Genomic DNA, 22926 nt, shown 5'->3' on the forward strand with positions numbered 1-22926 from the left:
CCCTGACATCGTGCCGGGTCGTACCGGGGCGACATCAGCCTGCGGATCCGGCAAGTTTTTCGACGATCGAGTAGGCGGTCATGATGAGCACGGTGGCGAATCCCACGATGGCCATGCTCCCCATGTGCCCTCCCGCCTCGCCCCGCTTGTGCTGGATGCCCATCCGAGCACCGATGACGATGAAGCCCGCCACACAACAGAAGAGGGCGCCCCACAGCCCCCACTTGAGCAGCGTCTCGATCTCGTTGCCGAACGGCGGTTCCTGCCCCTTCCCCGGATTCGGAACCGGCCCCAGGGCGGTCACGAAGTGCACCAGGTCACTCGTCCACGTGATCATCGCGTCAAGCATGTGAGTCCTCCGAGATCATGCGATTGAGGTCTTGGGTCAGCCGCGCGTAGGGCGACGGCAACCTGACCTGCGTCGGGGGGTCACCGAGGCGGAGGGCCTCCACCCACGGAAGTTCCCAGAGCTGGGGAACGCCTCCGGAAATGAGGCGCAGCAGATCCTTCAGCGGCTTCGGCAGCTTCCCGGGGGCGTCGGCGACCGCCACCAGTCCGAGCAGCCGGACGCCCGGCAGCACGCCGGCCGCCCACTGGCGGGCGGCGGCCTGGGCCGCGATGAGGCCGGAGGCATTGGTGCGCGCGACGAGCAGCACGCGGGCTTCGCCCGGCGGCTCGGGCACCGGCCAGTACCGCCCGGCGCTCATGGCCCGGGGGATGAGGACGGCCAGAGTGGAAGTGCCGGCTCCTCCGTGGCACGAGGAGAACCAGACGCCGGGGCCGGGGCCTGCGTAACCGGCAAGACCCAGCGGGCTCGTGGGAGGCGGTGCCGAACCGGCCGGTACGACGGGACGCGCGTGGAGAGGCCGCGTCAGGCCGCTCGTCTGCTCGGCGGCGTGCACCATTGTCATGTGTGTGGCCCCCTTCCCCGAAGAGTTCGGCTGTCGAAGGAGGTCTTCGACCTCCCTACAGGGGACGGTCCACAGGGCGTTGCGAATCCCAAGCGTTGAGCGAGGCGGGATTGCGTACGTGAGGGGAAGCGGCGGCTCAGGCCAGGTCGACGGCGAGGAGGGTGTCCATGCCTGCGAGGACGTACAGGACATTCCGCCCGGCTGCCAGGGCGGTGGGCGGCCGGTGGAGACGGCGCAGATCGAGTCGCCGCATGACCTGGCCGTCGGTCAGGGCGTGCGATGTGACCTGCGCCCTGCCGGGGATGTGCAAAGCCCCACCCGCCAGGACGGGCTCGCCCGCGGACGGGTCGGTTTCCTGTTCCCAGCGGACCCGGCCGTCCTTGGCCCGCAACGCGCGAACGGTGTCCGCCCCGTGCACGAAGACCAGCCCTCGCGCGACAGGCGGCGTGAAGCGGTGCCGGAAGGTGCCCACGGCGAACGGATCAGCTCCCGTGGCGGCGCTCCATCGCTGACGGCCGTCCTGCCTGTCGAAGGCGCGCAGCATGCCGTCCCCGGTGAGCAGGAACAGTGCGTCCCCATGCACGACGGGGAACGCCGCGGTCGGGTACGGTTCCGGCCTGAAATCGTCGGCGACGAGCTGCGGACGGGCCTGCCAGCGAGCCGCACCCGTGCGGGCGTCCAAGGCGTGAATAGTGCGGCCTTCGACCGAGACGTAGACCGTGCCGTCCGCCACGCAAAGGGTCGCGTCGGTGTAGCGCGGCGCGATCGACTTCAACCGGATCACGTCGTCATCGTGATCGGACGTCCAGCGCACGGACCCGGTCGCGGAATCCAGGGCGTGGACGCGTTCCCACCGTCCCGTTGCTGAGGCGCTGACGACGTAGACCGTGTTCCCGGCCACGGTGAGCGGGCTCACCGGCCTCCCGTCGATGCGACGTTCCCAGACGATGCGGCCAGAGCGCGGCTCGTGCGCGTACACCGTGCCGCCCTCCCGGGAGTTCGTGCCGGCGGCGAGGTCGTACGCCAAGGCGTCGCCGTAGGCCACGGCCGGGCCCAATCCGGGGAAGGCGCGCCGCCACGACCGGCGCACCAGGCCGGTACCAGGATCCACGACGAGCGTTTCACGGCCGCTGCGAACCCACACGCTCCCGAGCGCGGCGACCACCCCGCCGGTTTGCCGCTCGAACGGCGGGAGGGGACGCCGCCACCGGTAGCGTCCCGTCGCGTCCAGGCAGCACAGATCCAGGCGCGCCGGTCCCGAGTCCGTGACGACGGTGCGATCGAGGAAGAGCAGCCGGCCGTGCAACTCGGGCCCGAGTTCGGAGCCGGTCACCACGGTCGCGCGGGCGGTCCATAGGACGGGCGCCGCGGACGTCTTGCCCGGCAGCGCGCGTACGGCCCCCGCGCTCGCCAATGCCACAGCGCCCATCGCGCCGATCTGCGCCAGCACGCGTCGACGGGCAGGCCCTGCCCCGCCGGGGGACGGCGCGGTGAGGCCGAGGCTCATGGTGGTCCGCTCGGCGATCTCGTGAGCCAGCGCCGGGGGCAGCCAGTCCGTGCCCGTCGCTCCGGGGGAAAGCGCGGAGGCCACCTGCTCCGTGCTGGGACGCTGCGAGGGGTCGGTGGCGAGGCAGGCCTCGATCACCGCTCCGAGCCCCTGGTCATCGTGAGGAAGATCCTGGGTGAGGTCCCGATCGACGAGGTCGTGCCGCGGCGGCGCGCCCGTACGGCAGAACACCAGGACTCCGCCGAGAGCGAAGACGTCGGCCGGAGGAGCGGCCGGGCCTCCGGACCAGCGTTCCGGTGCCATGTACGCGGGTGTGCCGGCGAACGTCCCGTCCGTACCGGTGAGGTCGTGGACGCCGGCGAGACCGAAGTCCACGACGCGCGGGCCGTCACCGGTCAGCATGATGTTGCCGGGCTTGAGATCCCGGTGGACCACCCCCGCACCGTGGATGGAGGCGAGCGCCTCGGCGAGGGCGGCCCCGAGGCGCCGTGTGGCTTCGACGCTCAGCGGTCCATGCCGTGTGACGGCCTCCTGCAGCGAAAGGCCGGGAAGGTAGGACGTGGCCAGCCATGGCCGGGGAGTGTCTCCGGCGTCGAGCAGGGCCGCCGTGTACGGGCCGGTCACTTTGCGCATCGCACCGACTTCCCGCGCGAAGCGGGCACGGAATCCCGGGTCGTCGGCGAGGTCGGGATGGATGAGTTTCAGTGCGGCCGGTGCACCGGTGTCGGCTTGGACGAGGAACACCTCCCCCATGCCGCCGGACCCGAGGCGGGCGACGCACCTGTATCCGCCGATCCGCTCCGGGTCACCGGGCAACAGCGGCTCCAACGTCAGCTCCCCATGGAGAGCGCGAGGACCTGGGCCCTGGCGAGAACGAAGAGCCGAGCGCCGTCGGTGACCATCTCGGTCCTGCTTCCCGCCTGGTCGAGCGCCCTGCGGTCCAGGCGGAGGCGGACGTTTCCGGTGGCCGCGTCATAAGCGGTGACGGACGCTCCGTCCGACAGGTACAACACGCCCCGTCCCATCAACGGGCCTCCATGGGAGTTGTACGCGGGACGCCGCCAACGCGGCTTCCCATCGTCGGCGCCGAGAACGTGCATGGCGCCTTTGAAGCCGGTCGCCGCGGTGCCGAGGCTCGTGACGTACACCAGATCACCGGTGACGATCGGACGAGGCCGGGCGGGGACGCTCTTCATGCTGGAGGGCTCCTCGTCCATTGCGAATTCCCAACGGCGTCGGCCGTCGCGCATGTCGAACGCGCGCAGGGCGCCGTCGGCGCAGCACAGGTAGACGGTGGTTCCAGCGGTTACGGGAACGTCTGCGCCTTGGGGAGGACGACCGCCACGACCGTCCAGATCGACCCGGGTGCTCCAGCGGATGGCGCCGGTGGAGGCGTCCACGGCGATGAGGAGGCCGCCGTCCAGCGAGACGAAGACGGAGCCTCTGGCATGGGCCAGCGTCATCGCGGGCGTCTGTTCCAGATCCCGCTTGAGCGCACGCCACCACCGCTGCCGGCCGGTGGCGGCGTCCACGGCGTAGAGGAACGCCGTCTGGCCGGCACCGGGCGCACTCGTGACGGCGGCGCCGAACAGCGTCCCCTCGGCGTAGATCGTCGGCTTCGGCGTCCACACCCGCGGCTGGACGGTCGTCGACCAGCGCAACCGTCCGCCGCGGGGTTCGTACGCCTCCACGGCGAACGGTGGGGTGAACTCCGTCCCGCTCTCGTTCTCGGTGATGTCGAGAACCAGGCCCCCGACTCCCAGGACCATCGGCTTGCCCAGATTGGTCGTGGGGCGGTCGTGGCGCCAGATCGGGCGTCCCGTGCGATGTTCCCGCGCCTGCAGTGCTCCTTCCGTGCGGACCAGGACGATCGAACCGGTGACGGCCACCTGCCGGAGGGTCCCCAGCGACGGCGCGAACGGCACCGACCACAGCCGGCGGCCGGTCGCCACGTCCAGGCAGGACAGGGCCGTCGCTCGCGTCCCCTGTCGCCCCTGCACGGCGAACGGCCGCTCGATGACCAGCAGGCCGGCCGGGGTGACGGGCCCGAAGAAGGCGCCGTCCGCGAACTCCACGTCGGCCGTCCACAGCAACGGGCCGTTCGCGGCGGGGGCGGCCGGTACCGGCTTCGTCCCGTCGGTCCAGGGCCAGGCGGCCGCGCCTCCCGCCAGCGCGGCTCCGGCCAGGCCCGCGACCGCCTGGCGCCGGCTCAGTCCCGCTCCTTTCGGGGGCATCGCGCCGGTCCTCACAGGGGGAACGCGCAAAGGCGCGTGCGGTCGACGCATACCAGCACGCGGTCGTGCCACAACCGCGCGTGGACCTTGGTCTGGCGCCCCAGCGGATGGCTCCAGCGCAGCCTCCCGTCCGACGTCCCGATCGCGTAGAGACGATCATGGTCCGCGGCCGCGTAGACGGTTCCCGCGGCCGCGGAAGGCGCGGCGCGCAGCGGACCGTCGGTGTCGAACCGCCAGCGCGGACGTCCCGTCGCGGCGTCCAGGACGTGCAGGCGGCCGGACGCATCACCGGCGAACGTCAGCCCGTCCGCGACGGTCACGCCACCGGTGACCTGGCCGCCGACGTCGCGGCTCCATCGCACGGCGCCGGTCGCGGCGTCCAGGGCGTGCACGTGGTGGGCACCCGCGCTGTAGACCAGGCCACCGTGGACGACCGGAGCGGCGTCGGCCTCGTCGAACCGCCATTTCACGGTCCGGGTCGCCGTATCGACCGCGAACAGGCCGCCGGGCGCGACGTAGACGCGGCCTCCCGCGACGACCGGATCGAGGCCGGGCTCCGCTCCGGACCAATCGGCTCCGGACGCGGCTGCCCCGGACGAGTCTGCCTCGGACAGGTCGGTTCCGCCGTCGCGGCCGGAGAGGGGCAGCCGCAGCCTCCAGCGCTTCAGGCCGGTGGCGCCGTCGTAGGCGGTCAGGTATCCGACGCTGTCACACAGGCAGACCTGCTCGCCGATGACGGCCGGGACACCGGTGAAGCCGAGGCCCGGCTCCTTCCATCCGCTGACGGGTGAGCCGTCGGAGGCCTGGACAGCGCGCAGAAACCGGTCGCTGAACAGGACCGTCCCCGAGCCGCGTGGATCGGCCTCCGACGCGGCCATCACCGCGACACCCGAATACACCGGCCTGCCCTGATTGGCCGTCCACAGCAGCTCGCCCCGCGAGCAACTGAGCGCGTGGACCCCCTTGGTGGAGCTGAGGTAGACGACGTTTCCCGCCACGGTGGGCCTGATGAACCAGTGCCTGTTCTCGCCGTCAGGGCTGCGATACATCCACAGGGGCGTTCGGCCATCGGCCGGTCGGCGCGCCACGGCCCGGGGTCTTTCCCGCGCCGACGGTCCAAGGCCCACCGCGACCGTCGCGACCAGGCCGATCGCGAGAACGGTCCGGCGGCCGTGCGGGGTGTCCGGCGATGCGGGGCCGGTGGGCGTCTCCTCACCCAGCCGGGTGACGCTCGCGGCCACGTCGTCGGGCAGCCACCGGGTTCCCGATCCACCGGGCGTCCCGGCGAACCGTCCGGCCAGTTCCACGGCGGTGGGACGTCGCCGGGGATCGCGGGCGAGACACCCTTCGATGATCCCGACGAGTTCCGGATCGCTTTCCAGGGCGGCGTGCAGCTTGTCGAGCCGTGGCTCCTCGAACTGCGTGCGGTAGAGCAGTGCCTGCGCCGAGCCGGCGCCGAACGGACCTCCCCCTGTGGCCGCGTAGACGAGCAGGGCGCCGAGCGCGAACACATCGCCGGCGCGGGTCGAGTCCCGGTCGCGGATCCGCTCGGGCGGGATGTAGCCGGGTGTGCCGAGCAGCGAGCCGGGCATCGTGATCGTGTCGGCGCCGTCAGGGCGGGCGATGCCGAAGTCCACCACCTTCGGCCCGTCGGGGGTGAGCACCAGGTTCGACGGCTTGAGGTCGCGGTGCAGCACCCCCGCCCCGTGGATGGCGACCAGCCCGTCGGCCAGCGCCGCGCCCAGGGTGCGCACCGATTCCGCCGGCAGCGGGCCGTGCGCCTCCACCGCCTGGCGCAGGTTGAGGCCGGGCAGGTACGCGGTGGCCAGCCAGGGCTCGGCCGCGTCCGCATCGTGATCCAGCACCGGCGCGACGTAGGCGGGATCGATGCCGCGGACGGCGGAGATCTCCCGGAGGAAGCGGTCGCGGCGGTCCTGGCGGCTCGCGAACCGCGTGTGGACGACCTTCACCGCGACCAGGTCGCCGGACGGGGCGCGTCCCAGGAAAACGCGTCCCATGCTCCCCGCCCCCAGCCGCCCGACCAGGCGGTATCCGGCGATACGCACCGGATCGTCCGCGCGCAACGGCTGCATCCTGTCCTCCGGCTCAGCTGACGGTCGTGCTCTCCTCCGCACACGAGCCCCGGTCTCGTGCAAGGTCATGATCGCGCCGAAAATGGCCGGCGCCCACGAGACGGATTGGCATCCGGCACCGCAGAGTACCGCGAGCCGCCGGTCACCGCACGGAATGCAGGTGTTTCCACAGATGGGCGCCGATCACAGATAACGTCCCAAAGAAATCGGACATACAGCATTTCACCCGGTGCCACCCCGCCTGTGCGCCTTCGCGTGTCATATGTCGGACGGACGAGAGGAACGAGGAGGGGGCAGGAGGGCGAGGTGTTCTTCCTGAACCAGCCCGAAACGCAAGGCCACATCCACCACCGCCGTGCGTTTGCCGTCCAGCCTCTCTTCCTCCACGGGTTCCTTGACCCGCAATTTCTGCTCGGCGAGATAGTCGATGTGGAAGTTGACCGCACGGAGCGTGGGGCTGCGGCCGGGCAACCCGCTCAAGCGCTCCGCGACCTGGCGTGATGTGGGGATGGCCGTGAAGGAGTCACCCCGCAGGCGGGGTTCGCAGAGCGCCACCAGAACCAGGAAGTAGGTCGTTTCCTGGCCAAGCGAGAAAGCCGATATGGTCGTGCTTCCCTCTATTTGGGACAGCTCGATGTCGGCGGTCTCCACATAGAGGTGTTGCGGTGCGTAGACCTGGAACGATGCGGTTTCACCCCGCGTGGAGAACACGACCCGGGAGAATTCGAAAGGAACTGGGAAAGAGGCGCGACGCGGAGAGACTCTCAGATACTCTCCGGCACCTTCCGGGTTCTCGACGACATAGGTGTGGTCGTTGCTGAAGTTGCTCACCCGCCAGTGGTCTTCGACCGCGAGAATCTCGCCCGCCAGACGCGGCACCGTGGGATTGTCCAAGCGGAGACCCACCGCGAGACCGGGGGCTCCCCGCCCGAAACTCAGACTTTCGCCCGGTTCGAGCTCCTTGCGTACCGCGCCATGCCGCGAGTCCGATGGCAGATGTACCAAGATGCCCGGCATGCCGTCACCTCATGGAGCTACCAGGTTTGCGCAGGTCGTGTCGGCATGAAGCTTACATTACGCGCGCTTTGGACCCCGCGTCTAAAAGGCTGGGACCTGCCACAAAGCCGACGATGGAGAAGGCCGCCGTCGCCGGGGCCCGCTGAATCCGAGTGATCAATTCCGCGGCGCGTGCTGGTGGTAGGCGCGCTCGTCCGCACTGTCAGGTGTAGAGGGGGTCTGGCCGTCCGGTGACCAGACGCCAACCAGGACTCTGAGGACGCTACAGCGATGGCACCAGACAAGGCATCCGAAGCATCCGTGGTGGGCGGCAGCGAGGGGTCGGCAACGCAGGGCCGGCCGGCCGCGCAGCAACCAGGTGGAGAAACCGCCGGCGGAACCGACGGGACGGCAGCCGCTCAAACCCCTGGGGTGGCCGCCCCAGAACCAGGACAGCCGCAAGCGAAGGCTCCCGGCCGCTCCACGACCCACTCGGCTTCCACGTCACGCCATGCCACGACACAGTTCTCAATGCAGGTCAGTGTGAAGGCGCAGGGACGGCCAAGTGAACCGAATCGACTGCAAGCACCGATAGAGATTCCCCTCCAGGCTCCCCGGCGGCCCGCGACAGATCAGTCCGGCGTCGCCTCGGAGTCGACCGTCCCGCCCTCGGCCGAACCGGGCTGGCTCACCGCAGACCGGATCGCCCGATCGCTGCAACCCCGCATCTACGAGCTCTGGACCGACGTCCTCACGCGGTACACCGACGGGGACGAGGCGATGGCGCGCCGCGTCTACGACGTTCTGAGCGGCTTCCACCTGCTCGGCGAGTTGTGGCGGGACACGCACATCGACGAGTTGCACATCCACGGCACCGACGTGACGGTCTGCGGCAGGGACGGCATGCGGCCTGTCCCCGGTTTCCCCGACCTCGCCACCGCGCAGCGGGCCGTCGAGGCGTTCAAGGGGGCGCGGTCGTATGTGGGGGCCGTCGTGTCCCACGTCGGTACCGCCGTCATCGTGAGCCGCGACGGGGGCGCGGGTCCGGACGCGAGCTGGCTCCTCGCCGGCGGCATCATGGCCGACGACCAGATCTCCCAGGTCGAGCTGGCGATGCGGCACATGCGCGCGATCACCGTGACCGGTCCCGCCGCGCGGATCGTGGTGCGCGCCCTCGCGTCCCTGATCCCCGCGGGCAGCCGGATCTACCTGGGCTCCTACGCGACCCTGCCCCGGGGCTGCGTCACGGCCGCCACACCGCTGGAGGCCGACTTCGTCGTCGGCGTCCGTCCTGGCCAGGTGGCCGAGGAGATGGCGGCCGAAGGCCAGGTCGCCGCCCTCATCGCCAACCCGGAGCGGCCGATCCGAGCGGCTTTGAGGCTCGCCGTCTCCGGCCCGTCCGCGGCGCCGGACAAGGTCAGCCTGCTGCCATGACCGAGAGATCCGTTCGAGGACCGGCGATCGTCGGCACGATCAGCCCGGGAGCAACCACGGCGGCGGCCACCGTCCCTCGTTGAGGCCGAGCCCTGGACCTCGACCTCCAGGGGACGCCGCGAGCTCCTCATGAGGGCATGTGCCGGCGCAGCCGCACCACCCTGGAACCTTCCAGAAGCGGTAGCGAGTATCGCCATGTCATTCTCTCCACGTCGGGCCGCGAAATCTGCGCGGCAGGAAACTAACAGGGCATTCTCAAGCGGCGTTTGCGGCTATTGAACCCTGCCCAGAACGGGCAACGCCCAATTTCTCAGGGCGTTGATGACACACGGCTTCCCAAACTGAGCACCCGCAATTCCCGGCCGCCTGGAACACCCTCCGTCGTGACGAGGGAGACGGATGAGCATCATGCAGACGGCCCCGGAGGCACGTCCAGCGGCCAGGGACTTCCGCACCCGCAACAACCAGCTGTTCGCGCGACGGCAGGAGACCTTGGATCGGCTGGCCGCTTTGCGCGCCATGGTGGCCGTCGGCGAGCCCGAAATCCAATTCGAATCGGCGATGCGCCAGGCCGAGCGCGACTTGGAGGATGTCATGAGCGAGATCATCGAGGCGAATTTCGGGCTCGTCCAAGGGTATGTCGCCATGTTCACCTCCGGGCCGAGCGCACAGGTCGAGGACTTCGAGAGCGCCGGCAAAGTGGGATTGCTCTGTGCGATCTCCTCATACGACCCCGCCCGGGGGTCCTTCGCCAACTGGGCCTTCAAACCCATCCAGCGAGAGGTGCTGCGCGCAGTGCGGGACGCCGACCATCCCAATCTCAATTTCGGGGACTTCGAGAAACGGCCGGCCATCCTGGCCGCCGAGCGCGCCTGTCTTGAGGAGGCGGGACCGTACGGCCGGGCGGATTACGCCGAGGTCGCCAAGCGAGCCGGTGTGACCGAGGCTCAGGTGCACCGTGTTCTGAGCCCGCCGCTCCTGGAAACGCTGAGCCTCCCCGCTGGGGACGACGGTGACCTGTGGGAGGACCGCCTCGCCGACTCCTCTCCGTCGATCGAGGACAGAGTGCTCTTCCGTCTCGACCTCAGCGCCGTCGACCAAAGCTTGTCGAAACTCCAACCACGCGAACGGTACGTGCTGGCCAGGCGGTTCGGCCTCAACGGCGAACCGGAGCAATCGCTGCGCATCATCGGCCAGGATCTCGGGCTGTCCGGCGAAGGCGTCCGCCTGATCGAGCGGAAGGCACTCGCGAAACTCGCCGAGGCCATCACGGACACCACGCCGGACGACGCGGGCGATACGCAGCGAAGCAGGACGGCAGACCTTTGAGGAACTTGGACGTGACCGGTTCGCCCAGGGTCATTGCAGGGACCGGGTCGAACCCGCTGGGCTGGAGCGCGGTCGAGTTGACGACTGCTGTGATGATGACGAAACCGGAACGGAAGCGGCCTGCCGGGTCCCAGTGGGGCGTGGCGAGGCAGGTCGGCCGGTCAGGGTGTCGTGAGCGCGGTGCCAATTCATGAAGGTCCCGGCGAGCAACGGCCCGATTGGGGGGTGCCGTAACCGGGACGGCAGTGTGAGGAGGGCGCCTGACGCTTGTCGTGTGCCAGCGGTCGGCACACCGGTTGAGCGCTAACGCGGATAGCAATGTCCTGGGCCGAGCGTGGCTGCCGTAGACTTAATTCTTTCTATGGGATGCGGGTCGGTGGACTCGGCGCTCGGAGGTAGAGGCAGCGGATATGAAAACGTATCAGCTAGGCACGATGCGGCGGCTTGTCAATGCGGTCGTCAAACGGCTGGTGGGCTCGGGCCTGATGGCTGGGAACTACGCGCTTCTCACGGTACGAGGCCGTAGCACTGGTCGGCTTTACACCACTCCCGTCCGGTTGCTCGAACGCGACGGGCAAAGCTGGCTGGTCGCGCCGTACGGAGAGGTGTCCTGGGTTCGCAACGCACGGGCGGCCGGGGAGGTCACGCTCCGCCGAGGCCGCCGCAGTTGGACCGCCGCGTTGATCGTATGCGACGCCCAGGAGAGCGGACCGGTTTTGCGTGACTATGTCCGCGCCGTACCGGTCACGCGACCCTACTTCGACGTCCGGCCTGACGATCCTGTCGACCGTTTCGTCGACGAGGCAGCCGCCCATCCGGTCTTCCGGCTCGTCGAGAAAGCCGGTACATGACCTGAAACGCCGCGGCGATGGATTCGGGTATGTACTCGCCCATCAGACCGCCCATGCAAACCTTGATGTTGCCTTTGGCCCCTGCCTGGCAGGGCTTCAGCATGTCGCAATTCGCGGTTCAGTCGAGCCTTTCGAGATAGTCGATGCTCTTCCGCCCCAGGGCTGTCACCAGGTCCTTGGGTCGCCGCCCAGCCGGGGCAGGTCGGCGATCCATGCGCGCGCCTCGGCGCCGTGCGCGCCGTACGACGCGGCGAATGCGTCCGGGACGTCGATGTTGATCGACCTGGTCACGGAAAGAACCTCCTTCGTCCAAGGTGAATGCCGTCAACGAAGGAGGTGGTGGAGGTGCCCGAGGGGCGGGTCCGCGTCAATGCATGGGGCTCACCCTATTCGGACGATCATGGTTCCGGCCCGGATCGGCCCGCGGGTGGACCGGCCCGGGCCGGGGGTGGAACTACCTCGGGCTGTCGAAGGTCCACACGGCGCGGGCGCCGGGGCCTGCGACGAGGGTGGAGTTGCCGATCCGCTCGGTGTGCCGGGCGGTCATGGGCCGGTTGAGGGACATCTCGACCCGCCGCAGACCCGCCCGCTCGCGCGGGACGCCGTGGAGTTCGATCCTCGTCCCGCCGCTCACCGCGACGACGCCGTCCGGGAGGGTGCGGAGCGTGAAGCCGCCGGCCTTCAGCAGCGGCACCGTGTTGGTCAGGTCGCGCTCGGGGACGGCGAGCTCGATCGCGGTGATGTCGCGCATCTGGTGATCGCGGTAGTCGTCGGGCAGGTAGCGTTCCCGGCCGACGTCTCCCTCGTGGCTCGCGGGCTCGGTCTGGCTGCGCGGGTCGGCGAAGTACTCCGGCCGGTACTCCATCGCCCAGGGGTCGAAGGCGTCGTACTGCTGTCCGGTGGTGCGGACGGTGTCGAACCACGGCACCGGGACACCGTCGCCGAAGTCGCGGGTCTGGTCGTACTCGAAGGGGTCGGTGATCCCCTGCGCCTTCAGCCGGTCGGTCACGGTCGCCAGCTCGCCCTGGTTCTCGACGGACAGGGCCAGCCCGGACGAGCCGAAGAGGGCGTCCTGGCCGGGCAGGTCTCCCTCGCTGAAGAACTCGATGTAGGTCTCGCGGCCTTTCAGGTAGCGGCCCTTCCAGGTCAGGCCGCCGCCGGTGGTGGTGCGGACCTCGAAGTTGGCGAACGCCCGCAGGTAGGTGGAGTGCTCCACGGCGTCCGCGGTCGTCTTGTCGAGCACCGCGTAGGAGTGGTTGTAGAACAGCAGCCGCGGCCGGGCCTCGTCGGCGCGGGCCGCCCCGGCTCCACCGCCGGCCGTCCCGCCTAAGGTCACGGCGAGAGCGGCGGTGAGCGTCGTGATCGTCCGTACTGCTCGGCGTATCAACATGAAAATGATCTTAAGGCGCGACCAAGATCACGAACCGGGGCCCTCCGCACTCTGGAACGGCCGGGATCGTCCCTATTTCAAGATCATGCAGGTCACCGCCCCGACCTTTCTCCGGCGTCGGCGAGCGGTCGGCTTCTGGTGACAGTTTTGCCTAGTTCGGGGTATTCTGGCGATGGTCGGACGGAGCAGGAGCCTCGTTCGCCCCTGCCTCCGGCCGACCTTCACCCGCTCTCCGGCGCTACTTGCGGCGTGCCACGTCGTACACGGCGCAGCCGATCAGTTCGAGGGAGACCTGGAGCCGTTCGGGGCTGATGTTCAGGGCGATCGTGTCCTCGGGCGTGTGGTAGATCGGTTCCAGCTGGCTGGGCGCCTCGCCGCCGCGCCAGCTGAAGTTGCCCGCCGCGATGCCGCGCTCGTAGAAGGCCTCGTGGTCGCTGGAGCCGCGGGCGGTGGGGCCCTTGGCCTGGTCGGCGTAGCCGAGGCGGCGCGCGGCGGCGTTGACCGCGGCCGTCGTGGTGTTGTCCGCGCCGTCCACCGACAGCAGCCAGTACGTTCCCGCGGGCGGGTGGCTGGTGGCGACCATGTCGTTCTGGAAGCAGCCGGTGATCTGCTTGACGCCCGCCTCGTCGAGCTGTTTCACGTAGTGCCGCGCGCCGACCAGGCCGGACTCCTCCGAGCCCCACAGGCAAACGCGAATCGCCTGCTGGGTGGGCAGCTTCTTCAGGACGCGCGCCAGCTCCAGGCACAGGACGGTTCCGCTGCCGTCGTCGTTGGCGCCCGGGGAGCCGGGGACGCTGTCGTAGTGCGCGCTGACGATGACGGCCTTGCCCTCGGGGTTCGGCAGCGTCGCCTTCCGCTCGGCCAGGACGTTGTACGAGGTCAGCCCGGTGTGGTGGGTGACCTTGAAGGACAGCCGCTTGGCGCCCGCGCGGATCCGCTCGCCGTGGTACTCGGCGAGGCCCAGCACCGGGATCCCGACCTCCTCCGACAGGTTCGGGACGAACGCGCCGGGCTTGCGCTCGGGGTAGGTCTCCGAGCGCGCGTTGACGATGAGCGCCGCCGTGGCGCCCGCGTCCGCGGCGGCCTTGGCCTGCGCGGTCTCCTGGCCGGAGACGCGGTCGAACAGCACCAGCTTGCCGCGCGCGCCGGCGGGGACCTCCGTGACCTTGCCCGCGTCCACCACCGTCCCGGACACGGAGGCGACGGCGCCCTGCGGGGAGGCGCTGCACTGCCAGAGCCGCTCGCCCCGGGCGCGGATCTCCGCCAGGTACTTGTCGGCGACCGGGAAGGGCTGCAGCGTGACCTTGTAGCCGAGTTCGCGCAGGTACCCGGCGATGTAGCGGGCGGCGCGGTGCTCGGACGGGGTGCCGGAGATGCGCCAGCCGATCCCGTCGCTGAGCACTCTCAGGTGGCGCATCGCCCGGCGGACGTCGACGCGGCCGACCACGGCCTTGTCGCCGGGCGTGAGCGAGGGGCGGAGCAGGGCACCGGGGCGCTGCCGGGTCGCGGCGGCGGCGGTGCCGGGGAGCAGGCCGACGGTCGCGAAACCGGCGAAGGCCGCGGCTCCCGCCAGCAGATCACGGCGCTTGACCTCGGACATGGCGTCTCCTCAAGGGATACGGGCCGCGCCCGCCGGCCTCGGGTCTCGATGGCGGCAGACGGCGGCGAGACAACGAACCATGCCCCCGTTTGACGCGAAACTACGTAATGACCGCGAGCCCGACAAGAACGCCTTGTCGATCCGCAACCGGACCGTGATCAAGATCAGCAAGGAACGCCGCTCACGGACACATCGGCATGGACCGCGCCCCGGACTTCGCCAGGCGCCGCGCCCAGACGCTGTGGATCGGGCCCGGCCACCACCTGGTGCACTACCCCGTCTCGGCCGGGCGGCTGGTCAACCTCGTCGCGTTCGCCCCCGCGGGCGATGCCGTCGAGTCATGGACGGCGACCGCGACGGTGCGGGAGTTCCTGGCCGAGTTCGAGGGCTGCAACCCGCGCCTCACCGACCTCATCCGGGCGGGCGGGACCCCCGGCCGGTGGGCCCTGCTCGACCGCGCGCCGCTGCGGCGCTGGAGCCGGGGCCCGATCACCCTGCTGGGGGACGCCGCGCATCCGAAGTTCCCCTTCTTCGCGCGGGGGGCGGCCCAGGCCGTCGAGGACGCCGCCGTCCTCGCCCGGTGCCTCGCCGAAGACCTCGACGCCCCGTCCCGGGCCCTGCGCCGCTACGAGGAGCTGCGCATCCCCCGCACCACCCGGCTCCAGGAGGCCAGCCACGGCCGGGCGCACGTCAACCACCTGCCGGACGGCCCCGAGCAGCGCCTCCGCGACGCCTCCTTCGCGGAGGCGGACCCGCTCGCCGCCAACGGCTGGATCTACGGATACGACCCCGACGACGCACCGGGTATCCATGCCTTGTGACCGCTGACGAGCCGACCGTCCTCCCGCGGGCGGCCTGGGAAGGAGCCGAGCCCGATGACCCACGGCGACACCGCGACCGAGCAGGCACGCCGCGAAGAGGAGCTTCTCGGACGGGTGCTGCGCTCGTTCGACGACTGCGCCGATCCCCGCCTCAAGGAGCTGATGCAGGCGCTGGTGCGCCATCTGCACGCCTACCTGCGCGAGGTACGCCTCACCGAAGGGGAATGGCGGAAGGCCGTCGAGTTCCTCACCGGCGTCGGGCACATGACCGGCGGCGACCGGCAGGAGTTCATCCTGCTCTCCGACATCCTGGGCGCGTCCATGCAGACGATCACGATCAACGACCGGGCCCGCGGCGACGCCACCGAGGCGACCGTGTTCGGGCCGTTCTTCGTCGAGGACGCGCCCCGGATCGAGCCGGGCGGCGACATCGGCGGCGGCGCGCCCGGCGAGCCGTGCTGGGTGGAGGGGACGGTCCGCGGCATCGACGGCGAGCCCGTCCCCGGCGCCCGGATCGAGGTGTGGGAGGCCGACGACACGGGCCGCTACGACGTCCAGTACGGCGACGGCCGCACCGCCGGGCGGGCCCACCTGTTCACCGGCCCGGACGGCGAGTACCGGTTCTGGGCGATCACCCCGACCTCCTACCCCATCCCCCACGACGGGCCGGTGGGGGCGATGCTCGACGCGGTCGGCCGGTCGCCCATGCGCGCCTCCCACCTGCACTTCATGGTGATCGCCGACGGCCACCGCACGCTCGTCACCCACATCTTCGTCCGCGGCGACGAGCTGCTCGACTCCGACGCCGTCTTCGGCGTCAAGGAGTCGCTGGTCAAGGACTTCGAGCGGCTGCCGGCCGGCACCCCCACCCCGGACGGCCGCGCCGTCGACGGCACCTGGTCGAGGGTCCGGTTCGACATCGTCCTCGCCCCGCCGCCCCGTAGTTCGCGGCGACCGGCCGTCTCATGACGGGCTGACGGTCGTGCGGTCGCCGTCGTGCTCGTAGGCCACGACCTGGACGATCGGGAGGTGGGTCGTCTCGGCGGGCGTCTCCCCGACGCGCGGGCCCGGCACGGTCAGCAGGGGCGTCTCCCCCGGCCGGGTCGCCTTCGTGTCGTGGGCGCCGAGCTCGCCGACCGTCTTGAGCCGCGCGACGTTCGGGCCCGCCGCGGCGACCAGGTGCCAGCGGCGGGACGAGCGCCACCACAGGGCGGCGGCCATCGTCCCGGCGGAGGAGACGGCGGCGCTGTTGGTCCGGCCCCGTTCGGACAGCGCCCGCCCGGTGCCGGAGATCAGGATCGAGGTGCCGGAGACGCCCTGCTGGAGGGAGGAGTCCACGGTCAGCAGCATCGCCGGGCCGCCGCCGTCGGGCAGCGCGCCGCTCCACAGGTGGCCGAGCTTCAGGTCGCCCGACTCGGTCAGCGTCGCCGCGCCCTCGCAGGCCAGGGCGTGCAGCGCCGCCCAGCGGAACCGGTCCCTGCGCTCGGGCGGATCGCGGAACCACACCAGCGGCGCCGCGGACCGCGGGTCGTGCGAGGCCAGCTGCGTGATCGTCCGCGCCTCCCCGCCGCCGGCCGGCCGGTAGGTCAGCTGGAACGCCACGTAGTTCTGGCAGCGCGGCGTGAACCAGCGCCACGGCAGCGGATCGCTCAGGCCGTCGTGGACCGCCACCGGCACCCAGTCCGCGGACCGCTCGGAGGGCACCGCCGCCCGCAGCTCCCCCATCCACGGCGGGACGAGGTAGCGCCACGTCATGCCCAGCATGATCAGCTGCCCCGCGCCCGTCCCGAGCCTGCGGACCGACTCCACACCGCGCGACAGGCGCCGCTCGAAGTACTGCGCCACACTGGGCGGGTCCCCCAGGCCGGGGGAGTCGCGCAGGACGACGAGGGAGGAGCCGTCCACGGTCCCCGCGTACAGCAGGACGACGCGGCCGTGCGGCGGGTCGCGGCGGTCGGCGCGCCACGCGGCGGCGGCCCGGCGCAGCAGCGCGGTGTCGTGCCGCAACCCGCCCTGGGCCGGCCACTCGTGGATGGTCGGCGTTCCGGTGGCCTGCCACGCGCGCGGGTCGACCACGGACGGCGCGCCCGGCTTCTCGTCCGGGCGGGTGAGGACCACCGCGGCGACCGCGAGCAGCACGACGGCGACCACGGCCGCCACGGCGCCGCGGGAGACGGTGCGCGGTGGCCGGAGCCGGACGAGGTCGGGCTCGAACGCCTCGATCTCGGCCCGCTGCGCGGCCTCGTCCAGCCGCGTCCGGCCGTCCACGGCGGCGGTGGCCCGGTCCACGCTCTCGAAGTCGGCGTGGGTGTGGGCGCGCAGCTCGGCGGCGACCTCGGGTGCGGTGAGGCCGTCGCGGTGGAGCAGGTAGGCGAGCCGCTCGTACGGCGTCAGCTCCTGCAACGCCGCCCGGACCGGCCCCGGCGAGATCCGCGCCGGCTCGAAGAGCAGGCGGTGCGGCCGGTGCCCGGCCGGTGGCGGGTCGGTGAGCAGGATTCCGACGAGCCGCGCCCGCATGGCCGGATACCCGCCGGGACGCCCCCGGGCGGCGCCGGCCGCGGCGCGGCGGGCGCGCATGAGCGGGGCGTCGCCGTCGTCGAGTACCAGATACGCCAGCCGCAGGAGGCGGGCGTAGTGTTCGCGGTCCGCAATTCGCACCGGGACACCTCCGCTCGCATTGTGCGCAGCGATCGGTAACGGCGCGGTTGAGAACGGGTCGGGTTCGGAGTCAGGCCTTGGCGAAGGTGTTCCTGGCCCAGAGGTAGGAGGCGGCGGCGATGCCGGCGCACCAGGCGACGGCGATGGCGGCGTCGTCGCCGATCGGGGTGCCGAGGAGCAGGCCGCGCACGGTCTCCATGATCGGGGTGAAGGGCTGGTAGTCGGCGAACCAGCGCAGGGCGGTGGGCATGGAGTCGGTGGGGACGAAGCCGCTGCCGAGAAACGGCAGCACGATCAGCGGCATCGGCGCGTTGCTGGCCGCCTCGGGGGTCGGCGACTTCAGGCCGAGCGCCACCGAGAGCCAGGTGATGGCGACGACGAACAGGGCGAGCAGGCCGATGGCGGCCAGCCATTCGATCGGGGTGGCGTTGGGGTCGAAGCCGATCGCGAAGGCGATGCCGATCAGCACGGCCATGCCGAGGAGCTGCTGGATCACGCTGCCGACGACATGGCCGGTGAGCACCGACGCCCGGGAGATCCGCATGGTGCGGAAGCGGGCGATGATGCCCTCGGTCATGTCGGTGGCGACCATGACGGCCGTCCCGGTGGCGGCGGTGGCGGCCGCCATCAGCAGGATGCCGGGGACGACGTAGTTGACATAGGTGCCGCGGCCCCCGCCGAGGCCGCTGCCGAGCGTGCCGCCGAGGACGTAGACGAACAGCAGCAGGAGGATGACGGGCGTCACCACCAGCTGCACGGTCAGGGACGGGTAGCGGAGCAGCCGCTTGAGCTGCCGCCGGACCATCGTGGAGGAGTCGCGCGCGGCGAGGGTGAGGGTGCTCATCGGGAGGCCTCCTTCGGGCGGCCGGTGAGGGTGAGGAAGACGTCGTCGAGGTCGGGGGTGTGGATGCTCATGTCGGCGATGTCGATCGAGCGCTCGTCCAGGCGAACGAGCAGCTCGCGGATCGCGTGGACGCCGCCGTCGCCCGGCACCTGGAGGGTGAGCGCCTCGGGGTCGGCGACCCCCGTGCCGAGGGCCTCCCGGGCCGCGTCGAGCAGGGCGGCGGTGGCGAAGGTGAGGGTGATGTGGCCGCCGGGGATGAGCCGTTTGAGTTCCTCGGCGGTGCCTTCGGCGATCACCCGCCCGCCGTCCAGCAGGGCGATGCGGTCGGCGAGCTCGTCGGCCTCCTCCAGGTACTGGGTGGTCAGGAAGATGGTGACGCCGCCGGCGACCAGGTCGCGGACGATCTGCCACGCGGTGCGGCGGCTGCGCGGGTCGAGGCCGGCGGTGGGCTCGTCCAGGAAGATCACGCGGGGGTCGCCGACCAGCGTCATCGCCAGGTCGAGCCTGCGCTGCATGCCGCCGGAGTAGGTTCCGGCCGGCTTGCGCGCCGCGCCGGCCAGGTCGAACCGGTCGAGCAGCTCGGCGGTCCTGCGCCTGCCGTCGGCGCGGGACAGGTGCTTGAGGTCGGCCATCAGGAGCAGGTTCTCCTCGCCGGTGAGCAGCTTGTCGACGGCCGAGTACTGGCCGGTGACGCCGATGGCGCCGCGCACGTCGTCCGGGTTGCGGGCCAGGTCGTGCCCGGCGACCCGGACGGTGCCGCCGTCGGCGGGGATCAGGGTGGACAGGATCTGGACGGTGGTGGTCTTGCCGGCGCCGTTCGGCCCGAGCAGGGAGAAGACGGTTCCTTCGGGGACCGCCAGGTCGACGCCGTCGAGGACGACCTTGCCGCCGTCCTTGCCGGGGTAGGACTTGCGCAGCCCGTTCACCGCGATCGCCAGGTCGCTCATGACGGCCACCCTTCGGATTTCTTGTTTCGCATATTAGAAACGCTACGTTGCATTTCCAGTTCGAGCAACGTACTCGTTGCATCGGGCTCCTATCGTTGCTGGTAACTGCGGCTAAATCGTTGCAACCACTCTGGCAAACAATGCAACGACCCTTGCCTATGCGTTGCAATGAAATGGGATCGAACGCTACGGTGATGGCATCGAGGAGCAGAGGAGACGTGATGCCGGGAGGCAGGCTCACCCAGCAGGACCGCCGGCAGATCGCGCAGGGGCTGGCCGACGGCCTCGCCTACGCGGAGATCGCCAGGCGGCTCGACCGTCCCACCTCCACGATCACGCGCGAGGTGATGCGCAACGGCGGCCCCACCGCCTACCGGGCCGACCTGGCCCACCGCGCCACCGAGCGCCGCGCCCGGCGGCGCGGGCAGGCCCCGTCGCGGACGCCGGAGGCGCCACCGCGGGCCGACGGGCGCGACACCGCGTCGCAGCGGCACCGCGAGGCCGTGCGGGAGTGCGAGGAGATGCTGACCACGGTCTTCAGCGAGTCGGGCCTGCCCACGATGATGTCCCGGATCCTGGGCGCGCTGTACACGACCGACGCGGGCAGCCTCACCGCGTCCGAGCTCGTCCAGCGCCTCCAGGTCAGCCCGGCGTCCATCTCCAAGGCGATCGCGTTCCTGGAGAGCCAGGACCTCGTCCGGCGGGAACGCGACGGGCGCCGCCGCGAGCGCTACTTCGTCGACGACGAGCTGTTCTTCCAGTCGATCATCGCCAGCGCCCGGTCCAACGACCGGCTCGTCCGGACCGCCCGGCAGAGCGCCGCCGTCCTCGGCCCCGGCACCCCGGCCGCCGCCCGCCTGGAGAACATCGCCCGCTTCCTCGACCTCGTCACCGAGAGCCTCCTGCGCGCCGCGGAGCAGGCCCGCGAGGTCCTTCACACCAACACCGTGCCGGCCCCGGGTGACGCCCCCGAGCCGGAACCCGCGGACCGCACCTAGCGGGTCAGCCGAGCGTCCAGAGCAGTCCGCCGGCGACCAGGCCGGCGACCGCGACGGCGGTGCCCGCGGCGGCCGTCACGCGCCAGGAGAGCTCCCGCATCACCATGATCATCGAGGGGAGGCTGATCGCCGGCAGGGTGATCAGCAGGGCGCCGACGACCCCGGCCCCCGCTCCCGCCGCGGCGAGACCGAGCAGGATGGGGATCTCGCCCGCCGTCGGGACGACGACGAGGGTGCCGAGCACCGCCGCGGCGGCCACCGCGAGGATCCCCCAGTGCGCCGCGTCGCCGTCGAAGGGGAACAGCCAGCCGCGCAGGGCCCCGACCGTGAAGACGACGACCGCGTACTGGGGCACCAGTGTGAGCGACAGCCGGACGAGGCTGCGGACGAACCGTCGCGGCGCGGCCCGCAGCCCGTCGCCCGGCGGGGCGGCCGGGACGTCCTCGGACGGCGGGTCGTCCCTCTTCCGGGCCAGCCGATCGATGAGGACGGTCACCGCGAACACCAGCACCACGCCGACGGCCAGGCGCGTGGCGAACCACTGCCACGGGGCGACGATCGCCAGGAACGCGAGCACCGCCGGGTTGAGCGTGGGATTGCCGAGCCAGTAGGCCAGCACCGAGGACGTCGACGCGCCGTTGCGCCGTAGCGTGCCCACGATCGGCGCCGCGCAGCACGTGCACATCATGCACGGCATGGACGCGAATCCTCCCAGCAGGGACCCGCCGAATCCCCGCCGCCGGGCCGGCACGGTGGCGAGCGGGCGGCGCGGCACCAGGGCGTCCACGGCGGCGGCGACCACCAGGGCGACGACGAGGGCCTTCCAGACCGCCTCGCCGTAGCCGACGGCGAAGTCCCATCCGCCCTGCAGGCTGGGACCCGTCCCGCTCTGGCCGGCGCTGTCCAGCAGCGAGGCCCCTGGCCACGAGCGGTCATCCAGAAGGGTGTTCAGCTTGAGGCCGTACGGCCACCACTTGGCCCAGAGAAGGCCGCCGGCGCTGATCACCAGGAGCAGTAGCGCGGCCGCGAGATACGGGGTTCGGCGGGCGGGTTCGACAGCATGGACCGGCATATGACTCCCGTTCCGGACGCCACAGAGGACCAAGATCGGCGCATTCAGCGTCCGCCGCCGCCCGGGCCACGTCAAGATCACACCGCTTCCCGCGCGGAAGGGCGGGCGCCGGGACACGTCCACCGGGACGGCCGGAGAGCGGTTGATCTGCTCTGTGCGGGTAAAGCGTTCCCATGCGAGTCGGTGTACTGGACGTGGGTTCGAATTCCGCACATCTCAAGGTGGTGGACCTCAGCGTGAGCGAGCCGCCCCGGCCGGTGACGGCGGTGAAGTGCCCGACCCGGCTGGCCGAGGCGATCGACGCCGAGGGCCGGGTGGCGGACGACGCCGTCCGCCGGCTGGTGGGCTCGGTCGGGGACGCCGCCCGCGCCGCGGCGGCGCACGGTGTCGAGGAGCTGATCGCGTTCGCGACCTCGGCGGTGCGGGAGGCGGCGAACCGCGACGAGATCGTCGCCAGGGTGACCGCGGCGACCGGGATACGGCTGGGGTTCCTGTCCGGCGAGGACGAGGCCAGGCTGACGTTCCTGGCCGCGCGGGCCTGGTACGGCTGGTGGGCCGGGCGGCTGCTGCTGGCCGACATCGGCGGCGGGTCGCTGGAGATCGCGCACGGCGAGGGGCGGGAACCGGAGCTGGCCCTGTCGCTTCCGCTGGGCGCGGGACGCCTCACCCGCGAGATGCTGCCGGGCGACCCGCCCTCCCCCAAGCACGTCCGGCGGCTGGGCCGCCGGGTGTACGACGAGCTGGAGGAGCTCGCGGCCAAGGTGCGGCCGGGCCTGACCGGCGACCAGCCGGTGCGGCCGGTGGCGACCTCCAAGACCTTCACCCAGCTGGCCCGGCTGACCGGTGCCCCGAAGCGCAAGGCGGGCCCCTACGCCCACCGGGTGCTGGAGGTGGAGCGGCTCCGGGAGATGATCCCCGTGCTGGCCGCCAAGAAGGCCGCGGCGCGGGCGAGGCTGCGGGGCGTGTCCCGGCCCCGGGCACCGCAGATCCTGGCCGGGGCGATCGTGGCCGAGGGCTGGATGACGACCATGGACATCGACCGCGTCGACATCTGCCCGTGGGCGATCCGCGAGGGCCTGATGATCCGGCGCCTCCAGGCGATGTCCGACCCCGCGTTCGCCGACGACGAGACCGCCCGGCTCACCCAGGCCGTCCCCGGCTCGCTCTCGCCGGCGCGGCCGTCGCTGCGTCCCGTACCCGCGCTCGGCGCCTGACCGCCGGCCCCCGCGCCAGCGGAGGGC

General features: G+C 71.4%; 20 protein-coding genes. 7 read left to right on the forward strand and 13 right to left on the reverse strand.

Annotated elements, in window-relative coordinates; genetic code table 11:
- Positions 1–34 precede the first annotated feature (34 nt).
- The 6 genes from ABGB11_RS22600 to ABGB11_RS22625 form a co-directional block, all read right to left on the reverse strand.
- Positions 35–349, reverse strand: coding sequence for a hypothetical protein (locus ABGB11_RS22600; RefSeq protein ID WP_347635833.1), 315 nt, complete (start codon positions 347–349; stop codon positions 35–37).
- Positions 342–1103 (reverse strand): DUF6668 family protein, encoded by a 762-nt coding sequence (locus tag ABGB11_RS22605; RefSeq protein ID WP_347635834.1) that lies wholly within the window; start codon positions 1101–1103, stop codon positions 342–344. The genes ABGB11_RS22600 and ABGB11_RS22605 overlap by 8 nt, the downstream gene beginning before the upstream one ends.
- A complete protein-coding gene (locus ABGB11_RS22610) occupies positions 1048–3246 on the reverse strand; it encodes a PQQ-binding-like beta-propeller repeat protein (protein WP_347635836.1) in 2199 nt (732 codons plus the stop codon). Before ABGB11_RS22610 ends, ABGB11_RS22605 begins: the two co-directional genes overlap by 56 nt.
- A 2-nt stretch (positions 3247–3248) precedes the next feature.
- A complete protein-coding gene (locus tag ABGB11_RS22615) occupies positions 3249–4652 on the reverse strand; it encodes a PQQ-binding-like beta-propeller repeat protein (RefSeq protein ID WP_347635837.1) in 1404 nt (467 codons plus the stop codon).
- Between the two features lie 11 nt (positions 4653–4663).
- Positions 4664–6745: a serine/threonine-protein kinase gene (locus tag ABGB11_RS22620; protein WP_347635838.1), complete on the reverse strand. Its 2082-nt coding sequence runs from the start codon at positions 6743–6745 to the stop codon at positions 4664–4666.
- Between the two features lie 258 nt (positions 6746–7003).
- On the reverse strand, positions 7004–7762 hold the full coding sequence (locus tag ABGB11_RS22625; RefSeq protein WP_347635840.1) for a hypothetical protein: 759 nt from the start codon (positions 7760–7762) through the stop codon (positions 7004–7006).
- A gap of 510 nt (positions 7763–8272) precedes the next feature.
- Between ABGB11_RS22625 and ABGB11_RS22630 the strand changes: the two genes are divergently transcribed.
- The 3 genes from ABGB11_RS22630 (at position 8273) to ABGB11_RS22640 (ending at position 11355) form a co-directional block, all read left to right on the forward strand.
- On the forward strand, positions 8273–9175 hold the full coding sequence (locus ABGB11_RS22630; protein WP_347635841.1) for a hypothetical protein: 903 nt from the start codon (positions 8273–8275) through the stop codon (positions 9173–9175).
- Between the two features lie 399 nt (positions 9176–9574).
- The gene (locus ABGB11_RS22635) at positions 9575–10504 is read left to right on the forward strand and encodes a sigma-70 family RNA polymerase sigma factor (protein WP_347635842.1); all 930 of its coding nucleotides are present in this window, start codon (positions 9575–9577) and stop codon (positions 10502–10504) included.
- A gap of 410 nt (positions 10505–10914) precedes the next feature.
- Positions 10915–11355: a nitroreductase family deazaflavin-dependent oxidoreductase gene (locus tag ABGB11_RS22640; protein WP_347635843.1), complete on the forward strand. Its 441-nt coding sequence runs from the start codon at positions 10915–10917 to the stop codon at positions 11353–11355.
- A gap of 165 nt (positions 11356–11520) precedes the next feature.
- Here ABGB11_RS22640 and ABGB11_RS22645 read toward each other — a convergent pair whose 3' ends face one another.
- From ABGB11_RS22645 to ABGB11_RS22655, 3 genes are all read right to left on the reverse strand, one after another.
- Entirely contained in the window at positions 11521–11646 is a 126-nt protein-coding gene (locus ABGB11_RS22645) for a hypothetical protein (RefSeq protein WP_347635844.1), read from the reverse strand.
- 163 nt (positions 11647–11809) lie between these two features.
- Positions 11810–12745 carry a DUF5829 family protein gene (locus ABGB11_RS22650; protein ID WP_347635845.1) on the reverse strand — a complete coding sequence of 312 codons (936 nt, stop codon included), beginning with the start codon at positions 12743–12745 and terminating at the stop codon, positions 11810–11812.
- 238 nt (positions 12746–12983) lie between these two features.
- Positions 12984–14345, reverse strand: coding sequence for a M20/M25/M40 family metallo-hydrolase (locus ABGB11_RS22655; protein WP_347635847.1), 1362 nt, complete (start codon positions 14343–14345; stop codon positions 12984–12986).
- A 197-nt stretch (positions 14346–14542) separates the two neighbouring features.
- Between ABGB11_RS22655 and ABGB11_RS22660 the strand changes: the two genes are divergently transcribed.
- Both ABGB11_RS22660 and ABGB11_RS22665 read left to right on the forward strand, forming a co-directional pair.
- The gene (locus ABGB11_RS22660; RefSeq protein WP_347635848.1) at positions 14543–15166 is read left to right on the forward strand and encodes an FAD-dependent monooxygenase; all 624 of its coding nucleotides are present in this window, start codon (positions 14543–14545) and stop codon (positions 15164–15166) included.
- A 54-nt stretch (positions 15167–15220) separates the two neighbouring features.
- Entirely contained in the window at positions 15221–16135 is a 915-nt protein-coding gene (locus tag ABGB11_RS22665; RefSeq protein ID WP_347635849.1) for a dioxygenase, read from the forward strand.
- On the opposite strand, the gene ABGB11_RS22670 is transcribed toward ABGB11_RS22665, so the two are convergent.
- From ABGB11_RS22670 to ABGB11_RS22680, 3 genes are all read right to left on the reverse strand, one after another.
- The gene (locus tag ABGB11_RS22670; RefSeq protein ID WP_347635851.1) at positions 16130–17824 is read right to left on the reverse strand and encodes a hypothetical protein; all 1695 of its coding nucleotides are present in this window, start codon (positions 17822–17824) and stop codon (positions 16130–16132) included. The two genes, ABGB11_RS22665 and ABGB11_RS22670, sit on opposite strands and share 6 nt — an antisense overlap.
- A gap of 70 nt (positions 17825–17894) precedes the next feature.
- Positions 17895–18668, reverse strand: a complete 774-nt coding sequence (locus tag ABGB11_RS22675; RefSeq protein ID WP_347635852.1) for an ABC transporter permease — start codon at positions 18666–18668, stop codon at positions 17895–17897.
- Complete coding sequence (locus tag ABGB11_RS22680) at positions 18665–19615, reverse strand: ATP-binding cassette domain-containing protein (protein WP_347635853.1); 951 nt, start codon at positions 19613–19615, stop codon at positions 18665–18667. The genes ABGB11_RS22675 and ABGB11_RS22680 overlap by 4 nt, the downstream gene beginning before the upstream one ends.
- 221 nt (positions 19616–19836) lie before the next feature.
- Between ABGB11_RS22680 and ABGB11_RS22685 the strand changes: the two genes are divergently transcribed.
- The gene (locus ABGB11_RS22685) at positions 19837–20613 is read left to right on the forward strand and encodes a helix-turn-helix domain-containing protein (RefSeq protein ID WP_347635855.1); all 777 of its coding nucleotides are present in this window, start codon (positions 19837–19839) and stop codon (positions 20611–20613) included.
- Positions 20614–20617: 4 nt separating this feature from the next.
- On the opposite strand, the gene ABGB11_RS22690 is transcribed toward ABGB11_RS22685, so the two are convergent.
- Positions 20618–21685: a permease gene (locus ABGB11_RS22690; RefSeq protein ID WP_347635856.1), complete on the reverse strand. Its 1068-nt coding sequence runs from the start codon at positions 21683–21685 to the stop codon at positions 20618–20620.
- A 236-nt stretch (positions 21686–21921) separates the two neighbouring features.
- On the opposite strand from ABGB11_RS22690, the gene ABGB11_RS22695 reads away from it, so the two are divergent.
- Positions 21922–22899: a hypothetical protein gene (locus tag ABGB11_RS22695; RefSeq protein WP_347635858.1), complete on the forward strand. Its 978-nt coding sequence runs from the start codon at positions 21922–21924 to the stop codon at positions 22897–22899.
- Positions 22900–22926: the final 27 nt, after the last annotated feature.

Source organism: Actinomadura sp. B10D3 (genome assembly GCF_039871695.1).
In the GTDB taxonomy this organism is placed as follows: Bacteria; Actinomycetota; Actinomycetes; order Streptosporangiales; family Streptosporangiaceae; genus Spirillospora; species Spirillospora madurae.

Coding starts and splice junctions, on each gene's coding strand:
- ABGB11_RS22615 (WP_347635837.1), bottom strand. CDS start 4,652: ATGCCCCCGAAAGGAGCGGGACTGAGCCGGCGCCAGGCGGTCGCGGGC.
- ABGB11_RS22630 (WP_347635841.1), top strand. CDS start 8,273: ATGCAGGTCAGTGTGAAGGCGCAGGGACGGCCAAGTGAACCGAATCGA.
- ABGB11_RS22675 (WP_347635852.1), bottom strand. CDS start 18,668: ATGAGCACCCTCACCCTCGCCGCGCGCGACTCCTCCACGATGGTCCGG.
- ABGB11_RS22655 (WP_347635847.1), bottom strand. CDS start 14,345: ATGTCCGAGGTCAAGCGCCGTGATCTGCTGGCGGGAGCCGCGGCCTTC.
- ABGB11_RS22665 (WP_347635849.1), top strand. CDS start 15,221: ATGACCCACGGCGACACCGCGACCGAGCAGGCACGCCGCGAAGAGGAG.
- ABGB11_RS22625 (WP_347635840.1), bottom strand. CDS start 7,762: ATGCCGGGCATCTTGGTACATCTGCCATCGGACTCGCGGCATGGCGCG.
- ABGB11_RS22660 (WP_347635848.1), top strand. CDS start 14,543: ATGGACCGCGCCCCGGACTTCGCCAGGCGCCGCGCCCAGACGCTGTGG.
- ABGB11_RS22680 (WP_347635853.1), bottom strand. CDS start 19,615: ATGAGCGACCTGGCGATCGCGGTGAACGGGCTGCGCAAGTCCTACCCC.
- ABGB11_RS22640 (WP_347635843.1), top strand. CDS start 10,915: ATGAAAACGTATCAGCTAGGCACGATGCGGCGGCTTGTCAATGCGGTC.
- ABGB11_RS22635 (WP_347635842.1), top strand. CDS start 9,575: ATGAGCATCATGCAGACGGCCCCGGAGGCACGTCCAGCGGCCAGGGAC.
- ABGB11_RS22600 (WP_347635833.1), bottom strand. CDS start 349: ATGCTTGACGCGATGATCACGTGGACGAGTGACCTGGTGCACTTCGTG.
- ABGB11_RS22690 (WP_347635856.1), bottom strand. CDS start 21,685: ATGCCGGTCCATGCTGTCGAACCCGCCCGCCGAACCCCGTATCTCGCG.
- ABGB11_RS22620 (WP_347635838.1), bottom strand. CDS start 6,745: ATGCAGCCGTTGCGCGCGGACGATCCGGTGCGTATCGCCGGATACCGC.
- ABGB11_RS22605 (WP_347635834.1), bottom strand. CDS start 1,103: ATGTCCTGTACGTCCTCGCAGGCATGGACACCCTCCTCGCCGTCGACC.
- ABGB11_RS22650 (WP_347635845.1), bottom strand. CDS start 12,745: ATGTTGATACGCCGAGCAGTACGGACGATCACGACGCTCACCGCCGCT.
- ABGB11_RS22685 (WP_347635855.1), top strand. CDS start 19,837: ATGCCGGGAGGCAGGCTCACCCAGCAGGACCGCCGGCAGATCGCGCAG.